Origin of the sequence: Rathayibacter sp. KR2-224 (assembly GCF_049446075.1) — a bacterium.
In the GTDB taxonomy this organism is placed as follows: domain Bacteria; phylum Actinomycetota; class Actinomycetes; order Actinomycetales; family Microbacteriaceae; genus Humibacter.
In genome coordinates, this window is the sequence record NZ_JBMSEB010000001.1 from 413,542 (window position 1) to 438,367 (window position 24,826).

Sequence of the window (24,826 nt, forward strand, 5' to 3'; positions counted from 1 at the left end):
GTCTTTCGGGCGGCCGTCTTCAGCGCTGCCGTGTCGGTCTACGTTATTCCACCGCGTCCGTACGGGTCGGCCTCATTGCACGACGACGAAGTCCCATGGGTCGGTGCGCAGGTCGCTCACTTCCACGGTGAGGGCGGGAAGCGCTTCGCGCAGTTGCGCGGCCGCGGTATCGAGCCATAGCCATTCAGAAGCCCAGTGCGACACATCGATGAGGGCGGGACCACCAGACAGGCGCGCCTGCTCGAGCGCTTCCGACGCCGGGTGGTGACGCAGATCGGACGTGATGTAGACATCCGCCTCCCGCACCGCGGGTTCGCTGAGGAATGCGTCGCCAGCTCCGCCGCACAGCGCCACCGTCGAAACGGCCCGGGTGTACTCGCCTGCTGCGCGGATGCCGCTGGCGGTCGCAGGGAGAAGAACGGCGAGTTCGCGAGCGAGCGCGCCGAGGGTCGTGGGCTCCGGCAACCGGCCGACCCTTCCCAGGCCCGAACGGGCATCCACACCCGGAACGAGCGGCCGCGTGTCCACCAGGCCGAGCCGTTCGGCGAAGACGTCGGAAACGCCAGTCGGCACGACGTCTGCGTTCGTATGTGCGGTGAGAAGGGCGCACCCTCCCCGAATGAGGTGCGTGACCAAAGCGCCCTTGTAGCGATCCTCGGCCAGGCTCGTGACACCGCGCAGCAACAGAGGGTGGTGGGCGAGCATCAAGTCGAATCCGCCCGACACGGCCTCGTCGACCGTCTCGGCGACGGCATCCACCGTGAGCAGTACGCGTGTCACCGATGCCGCAGGATCCCCCGTCACGAGGCCGGGGGCATCCCATTGCTCCGCTCCCGAAACCGGCCAGAGCCGCTCGACAACGGAGAGGATTTCGGCGATCGTCGGCACCCGTCGAGCCTACCCGGCACTGGGTTCTCGAGGTGCCCGCCATGCTCCCGTGACGATGCCGACGCAGAGCGGGATGAAGCCGAGCACGATGACGACGACCACGGCGATGAGCATCGGAACCGGATCGAACCCCGCCATGACGAGGCCGACACCGGAAACGATCGCCAGCACTGTCAACGCGAGGGCGAACCACAGCCAGAAGAGCCGTCGGCGGCGACGTGGGCGCTCCGGCTGGTCTATGGCCTGCGCCACCGGGGTCCGTTCGCTCTGGCTGTCGGGCGCGTACGGGATCGGGGCCGTCTCGGTTGGCGGGTTCGTCGCTGAACCGATCGCCGCGGGAAGTGTCGAAGCGTGTTGCGCGGCGAGCAGCGCCTCAAGCCGCTCTATCGCGGCCAGGGTGTTGCCTGTGTCGGCCTCGTGCGCTATCTCCAGCTCTGCTTCGCTGCCGGAGTGGGTTGCCTGCACGGGCGCGGGTGTCGCGCCGAAAAGCGATGCCGGAACGATCGGGAGCGATGCCGTGAGCAGCGAGATCTCGTTCTCCAGCGCGATGGCGAGCTCTTCGTCATCGTGCACGTCTGCCGCATCGTGTTCGAGAGCTTCGTCGTGTACGAGGCTGCTCCTGGCGGTCGTCGACGGGCGGGAACGCGACAGGTAGGTGGACCGGCGCCTGACCGGTTCGGGCGCGTCGAGTTCGTCGGGCTCGGCTGCACCCGTTGCGCCCTCGTCGGTCCCCATAGCCGGAGCCTATTCCGTGCGCAGAGCGGGCGACCATTGTCCACAGGTCACGTGGAGCCGAGGTGCGGCGGGGCATCGTCGCAGACGGCGGCGACCACGTACGATCTTCACATCATGGATGCGGCGATCCCCACCCCATACGAAGACCTGCTCCGCGACGTTCTCGAGCATGGAACGCCCAAATCCGATCGCACGGGAACCGGTACACGCAGCGTCTTCGGACGCCAGCTGCGGTTCGACCTTTCCAAGGGCTTCCCGCTCATCACGACCAAGCGCGTGCATTTCCGCTCCGTCGCGTACGAACTGCTGTGGTTTCTTCGCGGGGAATCCAACGTGCGCTGGTTGCAGGATCACGGGGTCAGCATCTGGGACGAGTGGGCCAACGAGAACGGCGATCTTGGGCCGGTCTACGGGGTGCAGTGGCGGTCGTGGCCGGCTCCAGACGGCCAGCACATCGATCAGATCTCGGCGCTCCTCACCACGTTGCGGGAGGATCCCGACTCGCGCCGCATGATCGTCTCGGCATGGAACGTCGCTGAGATCCCAGGCATGGCACTCGCTCCCTGCCACGCGCTGTTCCAGTTCTATGTTGCCGACGGCAAGCTCTCATGTCAGCTCTACCAGCGCAGCGCAGACATGTTCCTCGGGGTGCCCTTCAACATCGCCAGCTACGCGCTGCTCACGCACATGATCGCCGACCAGGTCGGCCTCGGCGTCGGTGAATTCGTGTGGACCGGCGGCGACTGCCACATCTACGACAATCACGTCGACCAGGTGGTCGAACAGCTGTCGCGCACGCCGTTCCCTGCGCCGCGCCTGGCGATCACGAGGCACCCGGAGAGCATCTTCGACTACCGGTTCGAGGACTTCGAGGTGGTCGGGTACCAGCATCACCCTGCCATTCGCGCGGCTGTCGCCGTATGACCGTCGCACTCATCTGGGCGCAGACGCGCTCGGGTGTGATCGGCGCGGGCGGGGGCATCCCCTGGCGCCTCCCAGAGGACGGCAGAAGGTTCCGTCAGCTCACGTTGGGCGGTGACGTGGTGATGGGACGGAAGACCTGGGATTCCCTGCCGGAACGGTTCCGCCCTCTGCCGGGTCGCCGGAACATCGTGATCACGCGCGACCCTGCATGGGCCGCAGACGGGGCCGACCGCTCCGAGTCCTTGGACGATGCGTTGCGAAAGGCGGGCGACGAGGTCTGGGTGATCGGCGGGGGTCAGGTCTACGCGGCGGCCATGGAGCGAGCCGACCGCATAGAGGTCACCGAGATCGATTCCGACCTCCCAGGCGACACTCTGGCCCCGCCCGTAGGCGAGGAGTGGATGCTCGCGAGTACCGACCCGCACAACGGCTGGGCGACATCCGAGTCCGGCCTTCGTTACCGGTTCCTCACCTACCTGCGGCGCTGACTACCACGCTGGGCGACTGTCCAGCCGGCGAGGGCCGGCCGTAACGCTTCAGCGCGAACGGTAGGGCGAGCGGGCCATCTGGATGGCTGCTGCAACCCCGAGAATCACGCCGACAGTGCCGACGAGACCGATGAACCCCCAGAGCAGCGCTTCAACCATGTGGTCCATTATCCCATCACGATGGGCAGCCTTCGTCGCTCTCAACCGGTAACCCGGAATTCACCGGGCTCCGTTGCCGCCCACAGGGCACCGGTGACAGACTCAAAGCGGGGCCGTGCGGCTCCGGGCACGGTGGCATACATGGGACACGCGGAAGCAACCGATGAACGGTCTGCTACGCCTGTGCGCCGATGGCGCATTCGGCGCACCGCCATAGCCTGCGTCCTGCTCCTCGCTGCAGGAACGTCGGGCATCGGGGCGGTTCGCACAGACGACTGCGGCACCGGCTGCCAGACGGGCACGCCTTCGCCCACTTCCACCCCGGATCCGACGCCGTCTCCCACGACTACTCCCGATCCGACGCCCACCCCCGTACCGACGGACACGGGCACGCCCGGTCCCAGCGGCACGCCCACTCCGCCCGTCACGCCTCCGCCCGACGATGGGTCGACGCAGGCACCAGCGCCGGATGGAACTGCCGCCGACGGTGATACCACCGGAGCGGCGACCGGCGATTCGCAGGTGAGCGATGACGCGATGGCGAACCTGCAGACCGCCATCGACAAGGCGCAGAACGCCGTCGACGCGGCTCAGTCGCTCCTCGACGCGGCCGGCAGCGACTACGACGCAACGAAGACCGCGTACGCGAACGCCAAGGCTCTCGCAGCTTCTGCCGAGGCGATTGCCGAGGCGGCGTCGAGTGCAGCGAAAGCCGCGGCTGCCAAGCTCATGGTCGCTCTGCATCAGACGCACACTGACGACGCGACCACCACGTTGGGTGCGCTGCTAGGCGACGACGCAGGCGGGAACGCGAACCTGCTGCAGCGCCTGACTGCCGCCCATGAGCTCGGCAGCCTCCACGGGCCTCTCGGGACGCTGACCAGCAGGGCCGAATCCACCGCAAAGCGAGCCCAGAACACGAAGGATGCCGCGGCCAAGGCGAAAGACGCAGTGGCCGCCATTCCGCTGGCCGAGAAGCGTGCTGCGAAGAACACGGCACAATCGGCCGTCGACGCGGCACAGGCATCCCTCGACGCAGCGACCAACGCCATGGTGGCGGCCTCAAGCGGCGGCGCCGACCAGAGCTTCACGGACAACTTCACGCTGGCACCCGGCACCTGGGTCGATCCGGTGAAGGGACCGATCACCGATGTCTTCGGGCCGCGGCCCTCGCAGCCGGCCGGCACACCGGTGTTCCACCCTGGAGTCGACATCGGAGCGTCCTGCATGACGGTGATCGTCGCCTCCGCGGACGGCACCGTGAGCTACGCCGCTCCGTACAGCGGTTACGGCAACTTCATCCTCATCGATCACGGGGATGGCGTGCAGACGGCGTACGGCCACATCTCGGACGGCACCATCATGGTCTCCCCTGGGGACCACGTGACAGCTGGCCAACCCATCGCCCGCGTGGGGAGCACCGGGGAATCGACCGGATGCCATCTGCACATCGAGGTGCGAGTGAACGGCACCGCCGTCGATCCCATGCCGTTCTTCTTCGATCGCGGGGTGGCGCTGGGACAGTGACGCGCGGCGCACCCACACGCGTTGAGCCCATGGCAGTCGAGCTAAGCCTGAGAGCATCAGGCGCGATCCGCAAGCCCGCCCCGTATCCGTCGTCGACGTGAAAACTGGCACGCATCCAGCAGGAGCATCGGAAGCACAACCGCCGGCTGAGACCGTGACCGGTCCTGCCGTGAGCCAGGAAAGGGGGCGCTGAATTGGGATCGATGATCTACGAAGTCGCGCCGGCACTCGCTATTCGAGACCGTGCGTTGCGACACCTCCAAGCGGTGATCGTGGGGAGGCTGCGGCGGCACGAGTCGTGCTGCTTCGCCTGGGACGACGAACCCGACATCGGAGGAGACGACAGCGACAAGGCAGCAGGGCCCGGGCTCCATGGCGCGGTCTGGATCTCGCCCAGCTCGTCGCTCTACTTCAGCTACGAGTCGCCCATGACCGAGCCGCTCAAGAGGGAATGGCTCGAGGCGCTCGGCGGTGCCGCGGCATCCGGCACCCTTCGTATGCTTCCCGAACCCTGACCATCGGCCAACGTAGAGGAGATTCGCATGCCAGGACGGGAACAGATTCCCTCGACCATCCGACGCTCTGACCAGCATGCTCAGGACCTGTGGGCCAAGACCCACGACTCGGCCGTTGACGAGTACGGCGAAGGGCAACGAGCGCACCGGACCGCCTTTGCCGCCCTCAAGAACGAGTACGAGAAGGTCGGCGATTACTGGGAACGCAAGAAGGAAAGCGGACCCTCCGATCGGCAAGCGGCAGGCGGGCGCGACACCGACCGGCCCACCGCGGGCGGAGTCGACGCAAACGCTTCGAAGCAGCATCTGCTCGAGCTCGCTCGTCGCCTGAACATTCCTGGCCGCAGCTCGATGAACAAGCACGAGCTGGTCGCGGCGATCGAGAAGGCCAACGATCGGGCCACGGCCAGAAGCAGATCCTGAGCGGCCGGCGCGCGGCAATTGGGTCAACCGCTCACCCGAAGGTCGAACCACGACACTCGCAGTGTGAACGTGGTTGCGCGATGGTCTCGGACCGGCCGCACTTTCGGGCACTTGCCTGTAAACCGCTGGCATCCGGGCGGGCCCTCATGATGTCAGATGCAAGAGTTGCGGTGCCGAGTTATGTGCCGTCGCCGTGGTCTGCGAACGGGTCGGTGAGGAGTTCGAGGTGGCCCATGTGGCATGCGGTCTCCTCGAGCATGTGCACGAGCACCCAGCGCAGCGTGACTGGCCCCTTGCCGAAAGACGAGCGGGATGCCTTCGTATCCAGACTGAGAATCGACGCGGCCACAGCACGGCTGCGCTGACACGCCGCCACGTATAGCGCAGTGATCTGCTCGACGGTGTCGTCGACAGCGGAGTCGAAGTCCCAGTCGGGCGATGCAGCGAACGGTGCTGACGCCCAGGGCTCTGGAAGCTCGCCTGGACCCATCCGCGCGGTGAACCAGTGATCCTCCATGTGCGCGAGGTGCTTGACGACCCCGCCCGCCGTCAGCTTCGTGGCCGGCAAGCTCACCATTCGCGCCTCGGCAGCGGACAATGCGGAGAACCTCGTCATCACGCGCTTGCGATAGAGGTCAAGAAATTGCGTAAGGGTCGTGCGCTCGTCGCCATCAAGATCCGGATAGCTCGACGGTTGGGCAACCTGACTCATGGCCGAACACTAAACTCCAGTCGCGCGACATGCACCATAGAAGGCCGGACCGCTGTCAGACGGCGGCCCATGCAGTCCGCGCCATCGGGCGACGTTCCGCCAGACCCAGGATCCAGCCCACCCAACGCCGCTTCGCACTCCGGCTGTCGTAAAACCGGCCCGCACCCCAAGAGGCGGCGTATCGCGGGTGGGCATCAGGCGCACGGCGCCACCGAGGTCATCGGGCCGCCTGAGCTCGCAGAAGCGTTCGCGCAGCTCGAAGCGGCCATCACGAACGTTCTCTACGAGATGAAGGGTTGATCGTCGACGGCGTCACCCCGAGCAATCGCACTCTTCGATATGGATGAGGCATCGTCTCAGTGCCAGCCGCGGAGGACGCCCTGGCCATAGCGTGTCGCGACCAGGGTTCTCTATCGGGTGGGCCCTGCCGGGATCGAACCGACGACATCCACGGTGTAAACGTGGCGCTCTACCAGCTGAGCTAAAGGCCCTCGGCTGTGAAGTCTACCGAGGCCTGGCGGGCGGCCAAGGTCAGGCGGCCTTCAGTTCCTCCAGCGCAATGCGGTACGCCTCCAGCGTTCGGGCCTCGCCTGGAGCGGTGATGAAGCTCTCGCGGATGATGCCGTCAGCGTCGATGAGGAACGTCGCGCGGTTCGCGAACCCCTTCTCCTCCAGGAACACGCCGTACTGCTTGGCGGTGTCGCCGTGGGGCCAGAAGTCGCTGAGCAGCCGGAACTTGTAACCCTCCTGCTCGGCCCAGGCGCGCAGAGTGAACTTCGAATCTACGGAGATGCCGAGCAACTCCACATCGTCCGCACGGAACAGCTCGAGGTTGTCTCGCAACTCGCAGAGTTCTCCGGTGCAGGTGCCCGAGAAGGCGAGCGGGAAGAAGACGAGAGCGACGGCGCTCTTGCCTCGGTAGTCGCTGAGCCGGACGTGCTCGCCGAACTGGTCGGGCAGTTCGAAATCGGGCGCCTGGGTGTCGTTCTCCAGAGCCACCGTCTTCTCCTTCCACGTGGGCGAAGCCCGCTTGAATGCGCCGTGCCCGCGAGGCAGCGCGCACGGTACGACAGCATAGACCGCGGGTCGCTGAAGCGGACCGCAGCGGCACGACAAGACGGCTATCGTGACTAGGCTTGCCTACGGTGCCCAGACTGTCGCAACCCGACAGCATCGGACGCCGCCCACGATCGATACACACAAAGAAAGAGGTCGCGGTGACTGTCAACGACCAGGACCCGTATTCGGTGAACTACATCGACTCGGACCCTGACGAGACCGCCGAGTGGCAGGAGTCCCTCGACGCGCTCGTAGCGGCGGAGGGCCGCGAGCGTGCTCGCGAGATCATGCTGAACCTGCTGAAGCGGTCGAAGGAACTCCACCTCGGCGTGCCGATGGTTCCCACGACGGACTACATCAACACCATTGCGCCCGAGAACGAGCCCGACTTCCCCGGCGACGAAGAGATCGAGCGGCGCTACCGGGCGTGGATCCGTTGGAACGCAGCCATCCTCGTGCACCGCGCCCAGCGGCCGGGCATCGCGGTCGGCGGTCACATCTCCACGTACGCGTCGAGTGCGGCGCTCTACGAGGTCGGCTTCAACCACTTCTTCCGTGGGCAGGACCACCCGGGCGGCGGGGACCAGATCTTCATCCAGGGGCATGCATCCCCCGGGCCCTACGCACGCGCTTTCCTCGAGGGCCGGCTCACCGCCGAACAGCTCGACGGCTTCCGCCAGGAGAAGTCGCACGCCCCGAACGGGCTCTCCTCATACCCCCACCCGCGCCTGATGCCCGAGTTCTGGCAGTTCCCGACGGTCTCGATGGGGCTCGGCCCGATCAATGCCATCTATCAGGCGCAGCTCAACAGGTACCTGACGAACCGCGGCATCAAGGATGCATCGGACCAGCACGTCTGGGCGTTCCTCGGCGACGGCGAGATGGACGAGGTCGAGAGCCGCGGACAGCTCCAGGTGGCGGCGAACGAGGGCCTCGACAACCTCACCTTCGTGATCAATGCCAACCTGCAGCGCCTCGACGGCCCGGTACGCGGAAACGGCAAGATCATCCAGGAGCTGGAGAGCTTCTTCCGCGGTGCCGGCTGGAACGTGATCAAGGTCATTTGGGGCCGTGAGTGGGACGACCTCCTCGCCCGCGACGTCGACGGCGCGCTGCTCAACATCATGAACACCACGCCGGACGGCGACTACCAGACCTACAAGGCCGAGAGTGGCGCATACGTGCGTGAGCACTTCTTCGGCAAGGACCCTCGGGCGCTCGAGCTCGTCAAGGACTACTCGGACGAGCAGATCTGGAACCTCAAGCGCGGTGGCCACGACTACCGCAAGGTGTACGCGGCGTTCAAGGCAGCCGTCGAGCACAAGGGCCAGCCCACCGTCATCATCGCGAAGACCATCAAGGGATACGGGCTAGGCCCGCACTTCGAGGGCCGCAACGCGACCCACCAGATGAAGAAGATGACGCTGGACGACCTCAAGAAGTTCCGCGACGCCATGCACATCCCCATCACTGACGACCAGCTCGCGGAGAACCCGTACCTTCCGCCGTACTACAACCCCGGCGAGAACGACGAGGCCATTCAGTACATGCTGGAGCGCCGTCGTGCTCTGGGCGGCTTCCTGCCGGAACGGCGTTCGAAGTACACGCAGATCCCGCTGCCAGACGACTCGGCCTACGCCATCTCGAAGAAGGGCTCGGGTACGCAGGAGATCGCAACGACCATGGCGTTCGTGCGCCTGCTGAAAGATCTGCTGCGGGCCAAGGACTTCGGTCACCGCATCGTGCCGATCATCCCTGATGAGGCGCGCACCTTCGGCATCGACGCCTTCTTCCCTAACGCGAAGATCTACAACCCCAACGGCCAGCACTACACGTCGGTCGACCGGGAGCTGCTGCTGTCGTACAAGGAGAGTCCGCAGGGTCAGATCATCCACGTCGGAATCAACGAGGCCGGCGCTATGGCGGCTTTCACCAACGTGGGCACCTCGTACGCCACGCAGGGCGAGCCTCTGATCCCGGTCTACGTGTTCTACTCGATGTTCGGGTTCCAGCGCACGGGCGACGCGATGTGGGCCGCCGGCGACCAGATGGCGCGCGGCTTCATCATGGGCGCCACCGCGGGCCGCACCACGCTCACGGGCGAAGGCCTGCAGCACGCCGACGGTCACTCCCCCATGCTGGCCGCCACCAACCCTGCGGTGGTCACCTACGATCCGGCGTACGCCTACGAGATCGGGCACATCGTTCGCGCCGGCATCGAGCGAATGTACGGCGGCTCGCACCCAGACCCGAATGTCATGTACTACCTCACGGTGTACAACGAGCCAATGGTGCAGCCGGCCGAGCCCGAGAACCTCGATGTCGAAGGGGTGCTGCGCGGCATCTACAAGCTGCGCAGCGCAGAAGGTGACGGACCGCGTGCGCAACTGCTGGCATCCGGCGTCGCTGTCCCGTGGGCACTCGAGGCGCAGGAGCTTCTTGCGAACGACTGGGGCGTACGAGCGGATGTCTGGAGCGTGACGAGCTGGAACGAGCTTCGCAGAGACGGGCTGGCCGCGGACGAGCACAACTTCCTGCATCCTCAGGAGGAGAAGCGCGTTCCATACCTGACGACCAAACTGGCCCAGGCACAGGGCCCGTTCATCGCGACGACCGACTACGCGCACGCGGTACCCGACCAGATCCGCGCCTACGTTCCCGGCGAGTTCGCCACGCTCGGCGCCGATGACTTCGGCTTCTCCGACACGCGCGCAGCCGCCCGCCGGTTCTTCAAGATCGACGGACCTTCGATGGTCGTGCGTACGCTCGAGCTGCTGGCGGGCCGGGGCGAGGTCGATCCCGGCGCTCCCGCGCAGGCGATCGAACGCTACCGGCTTTACGACGTGAACGCCGGCACGACCGGGGTCGCCGGCGGAGAGAGCTAGGCAGCGCGAGCGTGGCGAAGCCGAGGACCAAAGAGGAGACGCTCGCCTGGCTGCGCAAGATCTCGGGTGAGCTCGCGACTGCAACGCTGAAAAGGCTCGAGGACACGCTGCCGTGGTACAGCGACATGCCGCCTGGGCGGCGGTCGGCCGTGGGTCTCGTCGCGCAAGCGGGCATCACGTCGTTCATCTCGTGGTTCGACGACCCCCGCTCCACGCCGTGGATCGCTGCCGACGTGTTCGGCGCGGCGCCGCGGGAGTTGCTGCGTTCGGTTTCGTTGCAGCAGACGCTCCAGCTCATCCGCGTCACCGTCGAGGTGGTCGAAGATCGGGTGCGTACCGGAGGCAATGAGGAGCTGCGCGAGGCCATCCTGCTCTATTCACGTGAGATCGCCTTCGCGGCAGCGGACGTGTACGCGAGGGCAGCCGAGGCTCGCGGCCTCTGGGACGCCCGCCTCGAGGCGCTCGTTGTCGACTCGATTCTCACCGGCGAGTACGACGATGAGCTCCCCAGCAGGATCGCGGCCCTCGGATGGCACGGACACGGCGAGGTCAGCGTGCTCGTCGGCACGGCTCCGAAGCAGCTCGATGTCGACCAACTGCGCCGGATCGCCAGGCACATGAGTGCCGACGTGCTCATCGGCGTGCAGGGCTCTCGGCTCGTTCTGGTCATCGGTCGCGCGCAGCCGCGTGCCACCGAGCAGGAGGAGATGGGGCCCTCCAGCACAACGAGCTTCATGGAGATCGCTCGGCAACTTGAGCCGGGATTCGGACCCGGCCATCTCGTGCTCGGCCATGAAGTACCAGGGCTGGTGGACGCATCCAAGAGTGCCAGGGCGGCCCTCGCCGGTTTCGCTGTCGCGAAAGCGTGGCGCAACTGCCCCCGGCCCGTGCATGCCGACGACCTGCTGCCCGAGCGCGCCTTCGCCGGAGACGCGCTTGCCAGGAGCACCCTCGTGAACCGCATCTACCGCCCGCTCCAGGCGCACTCACCCGAACTCCTCAACACGCTGTGGAGCTACCTCGACAACGGCCGGTCTCTGGAGGCCACCGCCCGAGAGCTCTTCGTGCACCCCAATACCGTGCGCTACCGGTTGAAGCGTGTGACGGATGTCATCGGCTGGGATGCCACGGGAGCCCGGGAGGCCCTTATTCTGCAGGCCGCACTCATCGTGGGCTCGATCAACGAGCCGGATGCGCCGGCCCGGCGCCGCTGAGGTGGAACGATGTACGACACCGACAAACGATTACGCAGTAGTTCATCGACTATCGACACGGGGGCCCTCGAGAGCATTGGCAGACTAGAACGGTGATTGTCGTCGCCTGCCCCGGTCAGGGCTCGCAAACCCCTGGTTTCCTCGAGCCGTGGCTCGCCGACGACGCCTCCCGCCGTCTCGTCGGGCGCTATTCCGAGGTCACTGGCGTCGACCTGGTGAAGCACGGCACGGTTTCGGATGCCGAGACCATCCGTGACACGGCACTCGCCCAGCCGCTCATCGTCGCCGCGAGCCTCCTCGCACTCCGTGCACTACGCCAGGCGATGCCCGAAGCCGCGATCGGCGGAATCGCCGGGCATTCGGTCGGCGAGGCAGCGGCGGCGGCCGGAGCGGGCATTCTTTCGGACGACGACGCACTCCGTTTCGTCCGTTCAAGGGCTCTACTCATGGCCGAGGCCGCAGCGGCGACCCCGACGGGCATGAGCGCTGTGCTCGGCGGAGATCAGGATGCCGTCGTCGAGCACGTCACGGAACTCGGGCTCGAGCCAGCGAACTACAACGGAGGCGGTCAGATCGTCGTCGCAGGTGCCCTGGATGCCCTCGCCCGCCTTTCCGACGAACCGCTGCGTGGCACGAGGGTCGTGCCCCTTCAGGTGGCGGGCGCGTTCCACACCCGGTACATGCAGCAGGCACGGGACAGCCTCGCCAAGGAGGCCGGCGGGTTCACGGCGAACGATCCGGCACTGACGATCTGGAGCAACCGGGACGGCTCCGTCGTCGAATCGGGCGCTCGATTCCTCGAACTGATGGTCGGCCAGGTTGCGTCGCCGGTGCGGTGGGACCTGTGCATGGAGTCGTTCCAGAACGCAGGCATCACCGGTCTCATCGAGCTCACCCCAGGCGGAGCGCTGACCGGGCTCGCGAAGCGTGCCATGAGGGGCGTTCCCACCGTGGCCATCAAGACGCCTGACGACCTTTCCGCGGCGGTCGAGTTGCTGACGTCCGTCGCGGTGGGCGACGCCTCATGAGCACCCTCCGTCTGAAGCAAGCGACCGGTCCGCAGTACACGCGAATCCTGTCCCTTGGTGCTGCCAGAGGAAGCATCGCTGTTCCGAACGACGACCTCATCGGGCCGATCAACTCCTCCGATGAGTGGATCCGGCAGCGCACCGGCATCGTCACGCGCGCCCGGGCTCCGCGCGACGTACTCGCCCTCGATCTCGCAACGGATGCTGCCCGCGAGGCCGTCGAGAAGTCGGGTGTGGCGCCCGCCGAGATCGACCTCGTGCTCATCGCGACTATCAGCAATGTGCAGCAGACGCCGTCGATGGCGGCGGTCGTGGCGGACCGTGTCGGTGCAAATCCCGCCGCGGCATACGATCTCAACGCCGCGTGTGCGGGTTATGCGTATGCCATCGCTCAAGCCGATGCTCTGATCCGGGCGGGCGCCGGCCACTACGCGCTGGTCGTCGGCGCCGAGAAGCTCTCCGATGTCGTCGACCCAGCCGATCGGAGCATCTCGTTCCTGCTCGGCGACGGTGCGGGTGCGGCTGTGATCGGCCCGAGCGACGTGCCGGGGATAGGCCCGACCGTGTGGGGCTCTGACGGCTCGAAGGCCGACACGGTGGGCATGGACCACACTCTCATCGAGTATCGCGAGGGCGAGGCATCCTGGCCGACGCTGCGCCAGGATGGGCCGTCCGTCTTCCGCTGGGCGGTGTGGGAGATGGCCAAGGTAGCGCGACGGGCCATCGAAGCCGCCGGCATCACGCCCGCCGACCTCTCGGCCTTCGTTCCGCACCAGGCGAACATGCGCATCATCGACGAGTTCGCCAAGCAGCTGAAGCTGTCGGACAGCGTCGTGATCGCGCGCGACATCGAGACGACGGGCAACACGTCTGCCGCCTCGATCCCGTTGGCAGCGCATCGGCTGCTGACGGAACATCCCGAGCTGAGCGGCACTCTCGCTCTGCAAATCGGCTTCGGCGCCGGCCTCGTCTTCGGAGCGCAGGTCGTCGTGTTGCCCTGAACGACACCCTTCGCCGGGCGAGCACGCCCGCCCGGCCATTCCCTCAATCGCACCTAGACTGTTCTGCTGTCACCTGACACCCCAAGGAGAAACGAACCAATGGCACTTTCCCGCGAAGAGGTCCTGGCCGGTCTGGCCGAGCTCATCAACGACGAGACCGGCATCGCGACCGACACGGTCGAGCTGGACAAGTCCTTCACTGACGACCTCGACATCGACTCGATCTCGATGATGACGATCGTGGTCAACGCCGAGGACAAGTTCGACGTCAAGATCCCCGACGACGAGGTCAAGAACCTCAAGACCGTCGGCGACGCCGTCGACTTCATCGTCAACGCCGCCCAGGCGTAGCGTCTCGTCGGCGCGGCGTTCCGCGTCGCGCCGACACCCGTTCTGTTCCCATCTGCATCCAACGGCGCCCAGGCGCGCTCGGAGTTCGGAATCACATGAGCAAGAAGATCGTCGTCACCGGTATCGGTGCGAGCTCGCCGATCGGCGGAACCGCCACGGACAGCTGGAACGCTCTCCTGGCCGGGGAATCCGGCACGCACACTCTGACGCACGAGTGGGTTGAGAAATACCAGCTGCCGATCAGGTTCGCCGCTGAGGCGTTGGTGCGCCCGGAAACCGTGCTTGAGCGGCCGGTGGCCAAGCGTCTGGACCCCGCCTCGCAGTTCGCGCTGGTCTCCGCCAAGGAAGCGTGGGAGGATGCCGGTTCGCCCGAGGTAGACCCGGACCGCCTCGGCGTCGACTATGCGACCGGCATCGGTGGTGTGTGGACGCTGCTGGATGCCTGGGACACGCTTCGCGAGCGCGGACCGCGCCGCGTGATGCCGCTGACGGTGCCGATGCTCATGCCGAACGCGCCGGCGGCGGCCGTGTCGATGCACTTCGAGGCACGCGCATTCGCTCGCACGACGGCATCCGCCTGCGCCTCGAGCACCGAGTCGATCGTCAACGCGTACGAGCACCTGCAGCTCGGACTCGCCGACGTCGTCATCGCGGGCGGCACCGAGTCCGCGATCCACCCCATCACCATGGCCGCGTTCGCATCGGCCCAGGCGATGTCGAAGCGCAACGACGACCCGGAGCATGCGTCACGTCCGTACAGCATCGACCGCGACGGCTTCGTGATGGGCGAAGGCGCAGCGAGCCTCGTGCTCGAGACCGAAGAGCACGCGCTGGCTCGCGGTGCCCGAATCTACGCGGAACTCGCGGGCGGCGGCGTGACGGCGGATGCCTACCACATCACCGCCAACGACCCAGAGGGTAAGGGAGCACGACGTGCTCTGCTGGCCGCACTGGAGCGCGCGCAGGCGACGCCAGACGACGTGACGCACATCAACGCCCACGCCACCAGCACGCCCGTCGGCGACATCGCTGAGTACGTGGCACTCCGGTCGGTCTTCGGAGACCGGGTGGACAGCATCCCAACCTCGGCGACCAAGGCGGCCACGGGGCACCTCCTCGGCGGCACAGGGGGGCTCGAGGCGATATTCAGCGTGCTTGCACTCCGAGATCACGTCGCTCCACCGACGATCAACATCACGACACAGGATCCGGACATCCCGCTGTCGGTTTCCGGCGAGCCCCAACCGTTGGGTGACGGTCCGCAGCTGGCAGTCTCGAACTCGTTCGGATTCGGCGGCCACAACGCCGTTGTGGCGTTCCGCAGCATCGACTGATCGCCGGCCTGGGCTCGTTCGGACTCGGGCCACCTCGCTCCCGTTAGTGGGAACTGAGAGCGAGGGAGTTCAGCCGACCTTGTGCAGCCAGATGACGGGCGCGTCGTCGCTTGCGTGCCGGAACGGCTCCAGCTCGTCGTCCCAGGCCTGACCGAGTGCGAGACGGAGTTCGTGCTGCAGGTCGAGGGCGCTGGAACCGGCCAGCTCCATCGCATACCTGACGCGATCTTCCGGGATGACCGTGTTTCCTGCCGTGTCGGTCTGGGCGTGGAAGATTCCGAGCGACGGCGTGTGGATCCAACGGCCCCCGTCCGTGCCGAGGCCGGCATCCTCTGTCACCTCGAATCGCAGGTGCTGCCAGCCGAGCAGCGCCGACGCGATGCGTGCGGCCGAGCCTCGGTCGCCCTCCCAGTAGAACTCGGTGCGAAGGGCGCCGGGCAGAACCGGCTGATCCTGCCATTGAAAGTTCACGGCACGCTGAAGCGCACGTCCCACCGACCATTCGAGATGGGGGCAGAGCGCGCGAGGAGAGGAGTGCACATACAGCACCCCTCGAGCCTTTATTGACGCCATGAGGTTCTCCGTTCGGTGTGGTGCGTCTTCCCCTACGACCACTGAACGGAAACCACGTAACCGCGATACCGCTGACATCTCGGCGCCGAAACGCCGACGGGAGCATTATCTCCCGATGAGCTGTGGAATAACAAGAGTGTCATTCCCCGGCGCGCCCTTTTGACAGCTAGGCCTGCCGCAGCGGAGTCCCGACTCGAACCGCAGCTGCCCCTTCGCGGACCGCCGCGGTCTGAAAGAGCATTGCAGATATTGGACTGCTCCCCTATTCTGAAATGGTCTTTCAGAAAGGATCAGCGTGGAAGAGAAGCGCGTCGCGCTCGACGATCCCCGCACGGTTGCCGCGCTCGCGCATCCGGTGCGCCTCGACCTGCTCGGCTACCTGATGAGCGAGGGGCCCGCGACGGCATCGGAATGCGCACGCGCAATCGGAGACAATCCGTCGAACTGCAGCTATCACCTCCGAGTTCTCGGCGGGCTCGGACTCGTCGAAGACAGTCCTTCGGATGACGGGCGTGAGAGGCGCTGGCGAGCGACGATCACGGGCTTCACGACGGACCCTGCAACGGCTGGATCGGACGAGCTGTTCGCCGCGTCGATCCAGTCCGATTACCAGGCCGCGCGACAGTACCTTCGAGAACGTGCCCGGCTGGATGAGAGGTGGCGCGAGGCAGACGCACACGCTCACTACGGGCTCCGCGTGACCCCGGACGAGCTCTCGGCAATCACCCGTCGCATCGACGCCATTGTGCGTCCCTACATCGCTGCGGTGCGAGACGATGCCCCGCCGGACGCGGAGACGGTGAACCTCTCGCTGCTGGCGCTGCCTCGCCCGCGGCCCGGTGCGCAGGGCTCAGGCGCCGAGCCAATGGACGAGCGGAAGACAGATACGCGCTCGCCGAACGCGTGGCAGTCAGGCGGCGCGCGATCGTGAGCTCGGCACTGCGCTCCCCCGTCTTCGTGCGGGTGCTGTTCGCCGGATTCGTCTCAGACACGGGCGACTGGATGCTGTTCGTGGCTCTCCCGCTCGTGGTCTACCGGCTGACGGGCTCAGCGCTCGGAACGTCGGTGGCTTTCCTGCTCGAGCTGATCCCTGCCGTGGTACTCGCACCGCTCACGGCACGGCTCATCGCCAAGATCGACCGACGCAGACTCCTCGTCGCCGTGTCGCTGGTGCAGGCCGTCGCCGTTGCGCCCCTCTTGCTCGTGCGGAGCGCGGACGCCGTGATCGTGCTCTACGTCGTGATCGTGCTGCAGGCATCCTGCTCCGCGATCTTCGAACCGGCCAAGGACTCATGGATGCCCGAGCTCGTGCCTGCCGAGCGACTGGTGAGCGCCAACGCACTTATCGGCCTGGCGCAGAACGTTGGACGACTGGTCGGAGGCCCGCTCGGCGGCGCGCTGCTCGCGTTCGGCAGATTGGACGTCGTCGTCGTGGCCGACGTCGCAAGCTTTCTGATCGCGGCGGCGCTGCTCTGGAGCGCACCGCACGACAGGAGGAAGGTGCACGAGGCCGCCGGCAATGGAGCACGGCCCATCGCCGACCGACGGAGATCCGGTGTGATTCGCGCGCTTCGGCAGCCCGGCCTGCGTGCGACGTTCGTCTCGGTGGGGCTCGCGGCCGTGTCGCAGGGACTCTTCCTCGTGCTGTTCGTGCTGTTCGTGACGGGGAGCCTGCACGGCTCGGACGCGGAGGTCGGGCTTCTGCGGGGCATCCAGGCCGTGGGGTCCATCGCCGCAGGAGCGGCGCTCGGGCTGTTCGCCGTCGCCACGCGCCCTCGTCGTCTTGTGATGCTCGGAGCCGTCGCGTTCGGCGTCATCTCGCTTGTCGTGTGGAACCTGCCTGTGCTCACGATTGCGTCATGGCCGTACGTGCTGCTCTTCGTGCTCGTCGGCGCGCCCGGCGTTCTGCTGAGTACCGGCTACATCAGCCTCATCCAGACCGCCGCCGGCGATAGAGGTTCGGCGTTCGCCGCGTTCGGGCTCGTGAACGCCGTCGGGCAGGGCATCGGGCTGCTCGCCGCCGGTCTCGTGCAGCCCGGTGCGGGACTCCTCGCGCTTCTCGAAGTGCAGGGCGTGCTCTATCTGCTCGCCGGCGTCGTGATGTTCCAGTGGCGGCGACCGAAAGGCGTGTTGAGAACGGCGGCTCCTCCCATTGGTGCTACGGATGCTTCTGCGCATGTCGAAAGCGGTCCGCTCCGTTCGACGTCATGACGAGAGCGCGGATGAAGCGCACTACAACGCCGCAAAGGCGAGCCGACGTGCATGCTGGTGGTGCGGCATCCGAGAAGGGGCGGTTGTCGTGAACAGGAGCGAGTTGAGAAGAGGATGGCGTGACGAACTCGGACGTGGCGGCCGTCTCGCGTGAGATCGACGTCGTGTGGCGCATGGAGGCCGCGAAGGTCATTGCGACGCTGGCGAGGATGGTCGGGGACCTCGGCAAGGCCGAGGATCTGGCTCAGGACGCGCTCGTGGAAGCCATGCGGTCGTGGCCTCGCTCCGGCGTGCCACGAAATCCAGCCGCATGGCTCACGGCGGTCGGCAAGCGCCGAGCCATCGACGCATGGCGCCGCGACGAACGCGCCGCTGAGAAGTACGCCTTGATCGCCTCTGCCGATTCCGGAGACGACGACGCGCTCGAACCCGACGAGACTCGCATCGACGACGACCTGCTCCGCCTGGTGTTCGTGTGCTGCCATCCCGTGCTCACACCCGCTTCGCGGGTCGCACTCGCACTTCGAGTGCTGTGCCGCCTCTCCACTGAGGAGATCGCGCATGCTTACCTCGTGCCACCCGCGACCATCGGACAGCGCATCACGCGCGCGAAGCGCACCCTCGCTGCGGCGAACGTGCGCTTCGAGGTGCCGGATCGCAGCGAGTTCGACGAACGGCTTGGTTCGGTGCTCGAGGTCGTGTACCTCGTGTTCAACGAGGGCTACGCGGCGACGTTCGGCGAGGAATGGATGCGACCAACCCTCGCGGACGAGGCCATGCGGCTCGGCCGTGTGCTCGCCGAGCTGGTGCCAGACCACGCCGAGGCCCACGCATTGGTAGCGCTCATGGAACTGCACGCCTCCCGGTTCTCGGCCCGCCGTGCACCCGACGGCGCTGCAATTCCCCTGACCTACCAAGACCGCGGTCGCTGGGATCGGCTGCTGATCGCGCACGGGCTCTCGGCGCTGCAGCGGGCGGACGCCCTTGGTGCCGAACGGGGACCGTACGCATTGCAAGCAGCGATCGCCGCGTGCCATGCCCGTGCCGCCACGGCCGACGACACCGACTGGACCGAGATCGCCGGACTCTACGACGCGCTCGTCGCGCACACGCCCTCGCCCGTCGTCCAACTCAATCGCGCCGTGGCGGTCGGCATGGCATACGGGCCGGAGGCCGGCCTGGAGGCACTGGAACCACTCGAGGCGGAGAAGTCGCTTGCCACGTACGCGCTGCTGCCCGCGGTACGCGGAGACCTCCTGGAACGGATCGGACGGTTCTCGGAGGCGCGAGAGGCATTCCTGATCGCGGCCGGGCTCTCCGCCAACGAACGCGAGCGCGACGAACTGTTGCGCCGCGCGACGGCCGCCGACCCGCTCTGAACCGGCACTGGCATCCTCGCAAGAAGCCCGCGGGGCGTCAGACCTCGTGCAGAAGCGATCCGTCTTTCTTCAGCACGTTCTTCTCGCCCGCCTCGATGCGAACCGCGAAACGGTTCTGCTTGGGAGGCATCGGGCAGTTGAACGCGTAGCTGAAAGCGCACGGCGGGAGAATCGCGCGGTTGAAGTCGAGCGTGATCGTGCCGTCGGGGTTCGGCGCGACGAACAAGAACCGGCCGACCGAATACGTGTCATCGCCGCTCGTCGCGTCGGAGAACACGAGCTGGAGGGCTCGCCCGGCTTTGAAGGCGGCGAGGTTATAGTGCAGGCCCTCCTTGCTGAACGTGATCTCTCCCGGGATGGCGAGCTCGCGCGTCGCGCCTTCGTCTTTGATGTGTTCGAAGCCAACCGAAAGCCCCTCGACCGGTGTGAAAGCGGCCTGGATGACCCACTCCGGGTTGTACGGGAAGACATCGATCGAGCCGAACTCCTGGATGCCCTCCGACTGCGCATCCCACACCCGGAGCGCGTACTCGCCCGCCTCGTTCCCGATCACGGTGCCGGTGACCGTTTCGGAAAAGGCGATCGTGCTCGGATCGTCGGTGTCCTTGCCTCGTGCGATCGCTTCGCCGTCGACCAGTTCGCCGTCCACGATCACGCCGTCTGCAGCCGACGCCGTCACCTTGAGCCCGGACTCGCCTGCAGGCAGGGGGGACCACAGGCCGGCCGCACCCCACACGGGTTGCGGTGCGGCATCCGTGATCCATTGCGTGTTCACCAGCGCGAGGCCGCCATTCGCCTGCACGACCGAGTACTCCCTGCGACGGTGGAACGTCTCCAGGAGCTCGGCAGGGTCGGTCGTGGATGCTGCAGCGGTGTCGGTCATGCGTCTATCCTCCGATACTGCGCCGCAGGTTCGCAGCGCGTCGCCAGGGTGTCACCGTCTCACTTCGCCTGGTCGTAGCTGTCGACGATCGCAACGCTGAGCGGGAACTCGCCGGGAAAGCCTCCGAACAGCAGTCGTCCCGCAGCGGCTGCCGACTCCCTCACCGCATTTGCTGCCTCTTCCGCCACTGCCGCCGGGGTGTGCACGACCACCTCATCGTGGAGGAAGTAGACCAGGTGGGGACTCACGTCGAACGGCGGTGCCGCACGGGACGGCTGCTCACCGGCAAGGGAGACGAGGCGGTTGCGAAGCTCTGCCATCCAGCACAGCGCCCATTCGGCCGCCGTGCCCTGCACCACGAAGTTGCGGGTGAACCTGCCCCAGTCGCGGGCTCTTCCCCGCGCGCGTCGCTCCTGGTCGGCTGTGGCCCCTGGCAGGGATGCCTCGTGCTGCCCCTCGAACCACTCGTGAGACGGGAGCGGCGACGTGCGGCCGAGCAGTGTGCTCACTGTCTCGCCGCGCTCCCCCGCGGCAGCGGCGTCGGAGACGAGAGAGAGCGCGAGCGGGAACGCGCGTGCCAGCCGCGGAAGAACCCGCGCCCCGTCGCCCGTGGTGCCGCCGTACATCGCCGCCAACATCCCCACCTTCGCGTGCTGCCTGCTGTCCACGACGCCCGACGACACCAAGCCGTCGTACAAGTCCCGCCCTCGTCCGGCAGCTGCCATGCGTTCGTCGTGCGAGAGCCCCGCCAGGATGCGCGGCTCCAGTTGCGCGGCATCCGCGACGATGAGCTTCCATCCCGGATCCGCGACCACCGCTCCCCTGATCTGCTTCGGCAGCTGCAGCGCGCCGCCTCCGCTGGTTGCCCAGCGTCCCGTGACCACGCCACCCGGCAGGTAGTCGGGACGGAACCGGCCGTCGTGCACCCAGGCATCCAGCCATGCCCAGCCGTTCGCTGTGTAGAGCCGAGAGAGCTTCTTGTATTCGAGCACTGCCGGCATGGCAGGATGCTTCACCTCGCGCAACTCCCACGCCCGTGTGCTCGACGCGTTCACGCCCGCGCGTTGGAGCGCCTTCATGAGTTCACCCGGCGAGTCGGGATTCAGCGTCGGCGCATCGAGCTCGCTGCGGATCTGCGCGACGAGCTGCTCCATGCGCTGCGGCCGGCCGCCGAGCGGATCGCGTGGGCCGAGCAGTTGCGTGAGCAGCCGGTCGTGCACGTCGCCACGCCACGGAAGGCCTGCGTGTCTCAGCTCCGCGGCCACGAGGGATCCTGCGGATTCGGCGGCAAGGAGCAGGCGAAGGCGGGATGCCGTGCCTGCATCGGAGACAGCTGCGACGGCGTGGACCTGGGCACGCAGCTCCTGCACCTCGTCGGCGTCGGTCGATGCGGCGGCCGGTTCATCGAGGCTGAACAACACTGCGTCGTCGGATTGTTGCCCTGATGGGACGTGTTCGGCCCACGGCGGTGGCGCGCCGTGCAGCCGGGTGTGAGCGGTAGCGGCTGCCCCGCGCAGGATCGTGCCGCAGAGCGCTAGATCGACGCAGCGCTCGACACGGATGCCGTCCGCAAGCAAGCGCGGATACCACGCTCGGGTGCTGCGCCAGGCCCAGCGCGGATGCTTCCGCTCCGCACCCGTCACGTACTCCGGCCACTCCCCTGAGTCGACGCGGGTGTCGGCGGTCGTTTCACCGTTCCTGTCGACCGCGGTCACGACCACGTCGTGCGAGTCGCGCCGCACGACCAGATTCCCGCTCGTCGGGCCGGCTTGCGGCGCCGCGGGTGCGGACTCGGACATCGCTCCCCTCGCCTGCTCCCGAGCTCCTGGCATCTCAGCCGAGGCAGCCCTCCTGATCGAAACTGTCTTCGATCCTACTTGGCCGCGACGGGCTCCCCGCGCTGGCGACCGAGCAGAGTCATGGCGTCGCGCACCGTTAGGCCGGGGAGGTAGGCGCGGAGCAGAGCAAGCCCGATGACGGGGAGCGAGACGGGATCCGGATACGCCAGCAGCAGCGGACGCAACTCCGGCTGGAACTTGCGCTTGAACGCCAGCAGAGACCGGAATCCGTACATCGCCTCGAGGGAAGAGGCGAGCAGCGCGAGCACGGCCTCGATCGCGCTTTCGGGGGCATCCGCTGTCGTCGTGCGTGCCAGCGGAGCGGCGGAGAGGCTGAGGTATTCCATGCCGTCGTCGCGGGCACGCTCCGCGGCGCCGGCTATGACGTACTCCATGACCCCGTTCGGTCCGTCGATGCGGCGTCGCATGAAGTCCAGCGTCCAGCCGCGTACTCGGCCGCCGCCGAAGCCAGGCATCCAGCTTGTGACGGCCTGGATCGCCCCTTCGCCGTCCCTGGCGAGCAGGAGCGCCACATCGCGATCGCGAAGTTCGTCGAGCCCGCCGAGCGTGAACCCCATCTCCGGAAGCTCCTTCTGCGCGACCCACTGCTCTGACAGATCCGCGATCTGGGCGGCGGTCTCCCTCGGCAGGTCGGCGTACCTGGTCCACTCGAGGCTGAACCCGTCGCGCTTCGCCCGGTTGATTGCGGTGCGGATGTCTTGCCACTTCTTGCCCGTGGTGCTCCACGACTGCGGATCGATCACGGCCTCTTCTGCGACGACCAAACGGTCCCATCCGATGCCGTCGAAGTAGGCATCCCACTCCCCCGCGTCAACACTGTAGAAGACGGGTAGCCACCCGCGCTCGTCGCAGAACCTCGCGAAGCCGGCCATGGCATCCGCTATCTGCTCACGGGCGCCGAACGCAGCACCGATCGTGATGGCCACACCGCCCACCACCCGGTACCCGACGGCGGTTCGCCCATCCGGTCCGAACCAGTAGGAGGTCATGGGCCACGTGGTCATGAACGAAAGGTGGTCGCCGCCATGCGTGCGAAGGATTCTCCTCGCACGTTCGGCGTCGTGCGCCGAGGACGCGGGGCGGGTCAGCAGCGGTGGCACGGCTGCGATGATCGCTACGAGCCAGAACAGGGGGCCAACGCCGTGGTAGAGGATGCGGCCGGCAGGCGATGACGGCAGGAAGTCCGGTATCTCTCTGTGCAGGAACTCGACGGGGACGAATCGTTCCACCGCATCCAGCAGAAGGTCCGCGATGGTGATCGGCCGGTCGAAGGCGACCCCACGAAGAGCCCAGCCGACGCCCACGTAGAGCACGATGAGCGCGACCACGCCGACCGCGACGATGGTCAGATACCGCATAACCGAACGCCGCGTGGGCATCACTGTGAAATTGCGCCTAGTCGCGAAGAGCAGGACCGCCGTCGCCACTGGCGCGATCACCGTGGCGCCTAGCGTGGCCACGACCCCCCACGATCCGTGGTCGGGTAGGCGCTGAACACCTGAGATGCCGGTGCGCGGCAGGAAGCCCAGGTAGTAAGCGGCGCAGAACGCGAGCAGCGCGTTCATGGCGATGCCGAGGCCGACCGCGAAGCGCCGGCCACGAGCGAGGCCCCAGCTCACGAGAATGAGCATCAGGAGCGGCAGAACGCTGAGCACGATGGGCCCGAACGACCCGATGCGCTCCAGTGTTATCGCCTGCACGCAGGAGTGGCTGACCGCGTACACGCTGCAGGCTCGTAGGCCCTGGGGATCCGCTGACGACCCGTTGTCGAGCAGCAGCGAGATCGGGGCGAGGAGCCCGTGCGGATTCCTGGACAGCGCAGCGATGATCGGCCCGATGGCTCCCGTGGCGACGACGGACGCCATGAAGACGCGCACCTCGTGGTGGGAACTCCAACCCCACGTGCGCGCGCGGCCGGACGGCGCCAGTACGAGACCGAGCGCGAAGCCGACAAGTACAGCGAGTGAGCGGTAGATGTCCTCAGGTCCGCCTCGATAGAGCAGGAACATCAGGACCATGACCGTGGTGAGCACGCGGATGCGCCGTCGAGTGCGTACCGAAGTGAACGCGCTGGCGGCCATCACAGCGCCCGCGACGCCGGTCAGCGGGTCGAGCACGAGTGTGTCGCGCACCGACTCGCTCCAGATGCCGCCGGCCGATCCGACCACGGCCTGGAACGTGGCGCCGAGAACATCGGCGGCCGCCGCGGTCACGAAGAATGCGAAGACGGTTCGCAGCGTGCCCATGCTCCGCTCACTGATCACCAAGCCGATCCCGCCGAGCACGAGCGCGAAGGCCAGCGCGAGGTAGTCCGGAGCGATGAACAGGGAGGTGAAGGGACTCCACCAATGGCCGGACAGCCCGAGAGGGTCGAAGCCGGTGGCGAGCATCCGCTTCACGGGCATCCCTACGCCCGACGGGGTGCTGACGAGGACTGTGCCGAGAGTCACGACGACGAGGAAGACGATCGTGAACGGCACGTGCGCTGCCGCGTCGACGACGCCGTTCATCATGGGTCGCCGTGGCTTGGTAGCGGTGTCGGCGGGGGAAGCGGTCATGCTGGCGCCCTCCGTTGACGATTTCTCTAGCGGCCGAAAGCGATTCTGCTCTATTCGGGATCGGGCGGTGGGCGGCTGAGTGCCCCATTCAGGAAGGTGACAGCCGCTCCACATGACGCC

Annotated in this window: 23 protein-coding genes and 1 tRNA gene; 15 read left to right on the forward strand and 9 right to left on the reverse strand. The window is 66.9% G+C overall.

Annotated elements, in window-relative coordinates; all coding sequences use genetic code 11:
- Nucleotides 1-72: 72 nt before the first annotated feature.
- Both ACO2Q7_RS01935 and ACO2Q7_RS01940 read right to left on the reverse strand, forming a co-directional pair.
- Complete coding sequence (locus tag ACO2Q7_RS01935) at nucleotides 73-888, reverse strand: Nif3-like dinuclear metal center hexameric protein (RefSeq protein WP_423353952.1); 816 nt, start codon at nucleotides 886-888, stop codon at nucleotides 73-75.
- Between the two features lie 9 nt (nucleotides 889-897).
- A complete protein-coding gene (locus ACO2Q7_RS01940; RefSeq protein WP_423353953.1) occupies nucleotides 898-1,623 on the reverse strand; it encodes a hypothetical protein in 726 nt (241 codons plus the stop codon).
- Between the two features lie 114 nt (nucleotides 1,624-1,737).
- On the opposite strand from ACO2Q7_RS01940, the gene ACO2Q7_RS01945 reads away from it, so the two are divergent.
- The 5 genes from ACO2Q7_RS01945 (at nucleotide 1,738) to ACO2Q7_RS01965 (ending at nucleotide 5,659) form a co-directional block, all read left to right on the forward strand.
- Nucleotides 1,738-2,547 (forward strand): thymidylate synthase, encoded by an 810-nt coding sequence (locus ACO2Q7_RS01945; protein WP_423353954.1) that lies wholly within the window; start codon nucleotides 1,738-1,740, stop codon nucleotides 2,545-2,547.
- Nucleotides 2,544-3,035 (forward strand): dihydrofolate reductase, encoded by a 492-nt coding sequence (locus ACO2Q7_RS01950; RefSeq protein ID WP_423353955.1) that lies wholly within the window; start codon nucleotides 2,544-2,546, stop codon nucleotides 3,033-3,035. The genes ACO2Q7_RS01945 and ACO2Q7_RS01950 overlap by 4 nt, the downstream gene beginning before the upstream one ends.
- A 681-nt stretch (nucleotides 3,036-3,716) precedes the next feature.
- Entirely contained in the window at nucleotides 3,717-4,721 is a 1,005-nt protein-coding gene (locus tag ACO2Q7_RS01955) for a M23 family metallopeptidase (protein WP_423353956.1), read from the forward strand.
- A 203-nt stretch (nucleotides 4,722-4,924) separates the two neighbouring features.
- The gene (locus tag ACO2Q7_RS01960; protein ID WP_423353957.1) at nucleotides 4,925-5,236 is read left to right on the forward strand and encodes a hypothetical protein; all 312 of its coding nucleotides are present in this window, start codon (nucleotides 4,925-4,927) and stop codon (nucleotides 5,234-5,236) included.
- Nucleotides 5,237-5,263: 27 nt separating this feature from the next.
- On the forward strand, nucleotides 5,264-5,659 hold the full coding sequence (locus ACO2Q7_RS01965; RefSeq protein WP_423353958.1) for a ChaB family protein: 396 nt from the start codon (nucleotides 5,264-5,266) through the stop codon (nucleotides 5,657-5,659).
- Between the two features lie 178 nt (nucleotides 5,660-5,837).
- Here ACO2Q7_RS01965 and ACO2Q7_RS01970 read toward each other — a convergent pair whose 3' ends face one another.
- Entirely contained in the window at nucleotides 5,838-6,371 is a 534-nt protein-coding gene (locus ACO2Q7_RS01970) for a DinB family protein (RefSeq protein ID WP_423353959.1), read from the reverse strand.
- Between the two features lie 69 nt (nucleotides 6,372-6,440).
- Between ACO2Q7_RS01970 and ACO2Q7_RS01975 the strand changes: the two genes are divergently transcribed.
- The gene (locus ACO2Q7_RS01975; protein WP_423353960.1) at nucleotides 6,441-6,671 is read left to right on the forward strand and encodes a hypothetical protein; all 231 of its coding nucleotides are present in this window, start codon (nucleotides 6,441-6,443) and stop codon (nucleotides 6,669-6,671) included.
- 118 nt (nucleotides 6,672-6,789) lie between these two features.
- Here ACO2Q7_RS01975 and ACO2Q7_RS01980 read toward each other — a convergent pair.
- Both ACO2Q7_RS01980 and ACO2Q7_RS01985 read right to left on the reverse strand, forming a co-directional pair.
- Nucleotides 6,790-6,862 (reverse strand) — tRNA-Val (locus tag ACO2Q7_RS01980).
- A 40-nt stretch (nucleotides 6,863-6,902) separates the two neighbouring features.
- Entirely contained in the window at nucleotides 6,903-7,370 is a 468-nt protein-coding gene (locus tag ACO2Q7_RS01985; RefSeq protein ID WP_423353961.1) for a peroxiredoxin, read from the reverse strand.
- Nucleotides 7,371-7,588: 218 nt separating this feature from the next.
- Between ACO2Q7_RS01985 and aceE the strand changes: the two genes are divergently transcribed.
- The 6 genes from aceE (at nucleotide 7,589) to ACO2Q7_RS02015 (ending at nucleotide 15,243) form a co-directional block, all read left to right on the forward strand.
- Nucleotides 7,589-10,315: a pyruvate dehydrogenase (acetyl-transferring), homodimeric type gene (aceE, locus tag ACO2Q7_RS01990; RefSeq protein ID WP_423353962.1), complete on the forward strand. Its 2,727-nt coding sequence runs from the start codon at nucleotides 7,589-7,591 to the stop codon at nucleotides 10,313-10,315.
- A gap of 11 nt (nucleotides 10,316-10,326) precedes the next feature.
- Entirely contained in the window at nucleotides 10,327-11,529 is a 1,203-nt protein-coding gene (locus ACO2Q7_RS01995) for a PucR family transcriptional regulator (protein ID WP_423353963.1), read from the forward strand.
- 92 nt (nucleotides 11,530-11,621) lie between these two features.
- Nucleotides 11,622-12,557 carry an ACP S-malonyltransferase gene (locus ACO2Q7_RS02000; RefSeq protein WP_423353964.1) on the forward strand — a complete coding sequence of 312 codons (936 nt, stop codon included), beginning with the start codon at nucleotides 11,622-11,624 and terminating at the stop codon, nucleotides 12,555-12,557.
- The gene (locus ACO2Q7_RS02005) at nucleotides 12,554-13,558 is read left to right on the forward strand and encodes a beta-ketoacyl-ACP synthase III (RefSeq protein ID WP_423353965.1); all 1,005 of its coding nucleotides are present in this window, start codon (nucleotides 12,554-12,556) and stop codon (nucleotides 13,556-13,558) included. The genes ACO2Q7_RS02000 and ACO2Q7_RS02005 overlap by 4 nt, the downstream gene beginning before the upstream one ends.
- A 99-nt stretch (nucleotides 13,559-13,657) precedes the next feature.
- Entirely contained in the window at nucleotides 13,658-13,909 is a 252-nt protein-coding gene (locus tag ACO2Q7_RS02010) for an acyl carrier protein (protein WP_423353966.1), read from the forward strand.
- A 95-nt stretch (nucleotides 13,910-14,004) separates the two neighbouring features.
- Nucleotides 14,005-15,243 carry a beta-ketoacyl-[acyl-carrier-protein] synthase family protein gene (locus ACO2Q7_RS02015; protein ID WP_423353967.1) on the forward strand — a complete coding sequence of 413 codons (1,239 nt, stop codon included), beginning with the start codon at nucleotides 14,005-14,007 and terminating at the stop codon, nucleotides 15,241-15,243.
- A gap of 69 nt (nucleotides 15,244-15,312) precedes the next feature.
- On the opposite strand, the gene ACO2Q7_RS02020 is transcribed toward ACO2Q7_RS02015, so the two are convergent.
- On the reverse strand, nucleotides 15,313-15,816 hold the full coding sequence (locus ACO2Q7_RS02020) for a DUF3145 domain-containing protein (RefSeq protein ID WP_423353968.1): 504 nt from the start codon (nucleotides 15,814-15,816) through the stop codon (nucleotides 15,313-15,315).
- A 295-nt stretch (nucleotides 15,817-16,111) separates the two neighbouring features.
- Here ACO2Q7_RS02020 and ACO2Q7_RS02025 point away from each other — a divergent pair, with 295 nt between their 5' ends.
- The 3 genes from ACO2Q7_RS02025 (at nucleotide 16,112) to ACO2Q7_RS02035 (ending at nucleotide 19,406) form a co-directional block, all read left to right on the forward strand.
- Nucleotides 16,112-16,747: an ArsR/SmtB family transcription factor gene (locus ACO2Q7_RS02025; RefSeq protein WP_423353969.1), complete on the forward strand. Its 636-nt coding sequence runs from the start codon at nucleotides 16,112-16,114 to the stop codon at nucleotides 16,745-16,747.
- The gene (locus tag ACO2Q7_RS02030; protein ID WP_423353970.1) at nucleotides 16,744-18,027 is read left to right on the forward strand and encodes an MFS transporter; all 1,284 of its coding nucleotides are present in this window, start codon (nucleotides 16,744-16,746) and stop codon (nucleotides 18,025-18,027) included. Before ACO2Q7_RS02025 ends, ACO2Q7_RS02030 begins: the two co-directional genes overlap by 4 nt.
- A 173-nt stretch (nucleotides 18,028-18,200) precedes the next feature.
- Entirely contained in the window at nucleotides 18,201-19,406 is a 1,206-nt protein-coding gene (locus ACO2Q7_RS02035; protein WP_423355939.1) for an RNA polymerase sigma factor, read from the forward strand.
- 37 nt (nucleotides 19,407-19,443) lie between these two features.
- Here the strand turns inward: ACO2Q7_RS02035 and ACO2Q7_RS02040 are convergent, their stop codons facing one another.
- The 3 genes from ACO2Q7_RS02040 to ACO2Q7_RS02050 form a co-directional block, all read right to left on the reverse strand.
- Nucleotides 19,444-20,289: a DUF1684 domain-containing protein gene (locus ACO2Q7_RS02040; protein WP_423353971.1), complete on the reverse strand. Its 846-nt coding sequence runs from the start codon at nucleotides 20,287-20,289 to the stop codon at nucleotides 19,444-19,446.
- Between the two features lie 59 nt (nucleotides 20,290-20,348).
- Nucleotides 20,349-22,088, reverse strand: a complete 1,740-nt coding sequence (locus ACO2Q7_RS02045; protein ID WP_423353972.1) for a bifunctional 3'-5' exonuclease/DNA polymerase — start codon at nucleotides 22,086-22,088, stop codon at nucleotides 20,349-20,351.
- A gap of 74 nt (nucleotides 22,089-22,162) precedes the next feature.
- Nucleotides 22,163-24,706, reverse strand: a complete 2,544-nt coding sequence (locus ACO2Q7_RS02050) for a bifunctional lysylphosphatidylglycerol flippase/synthetase MprF (protein WP_423353973.1) — start codon at nucleotides 24,704-24,706, stop codon at nucleotides 22,163-22,165.
- Between the last annotated feature and the right edge of the window lie 120 nt (nucleotides 24,707-24,826).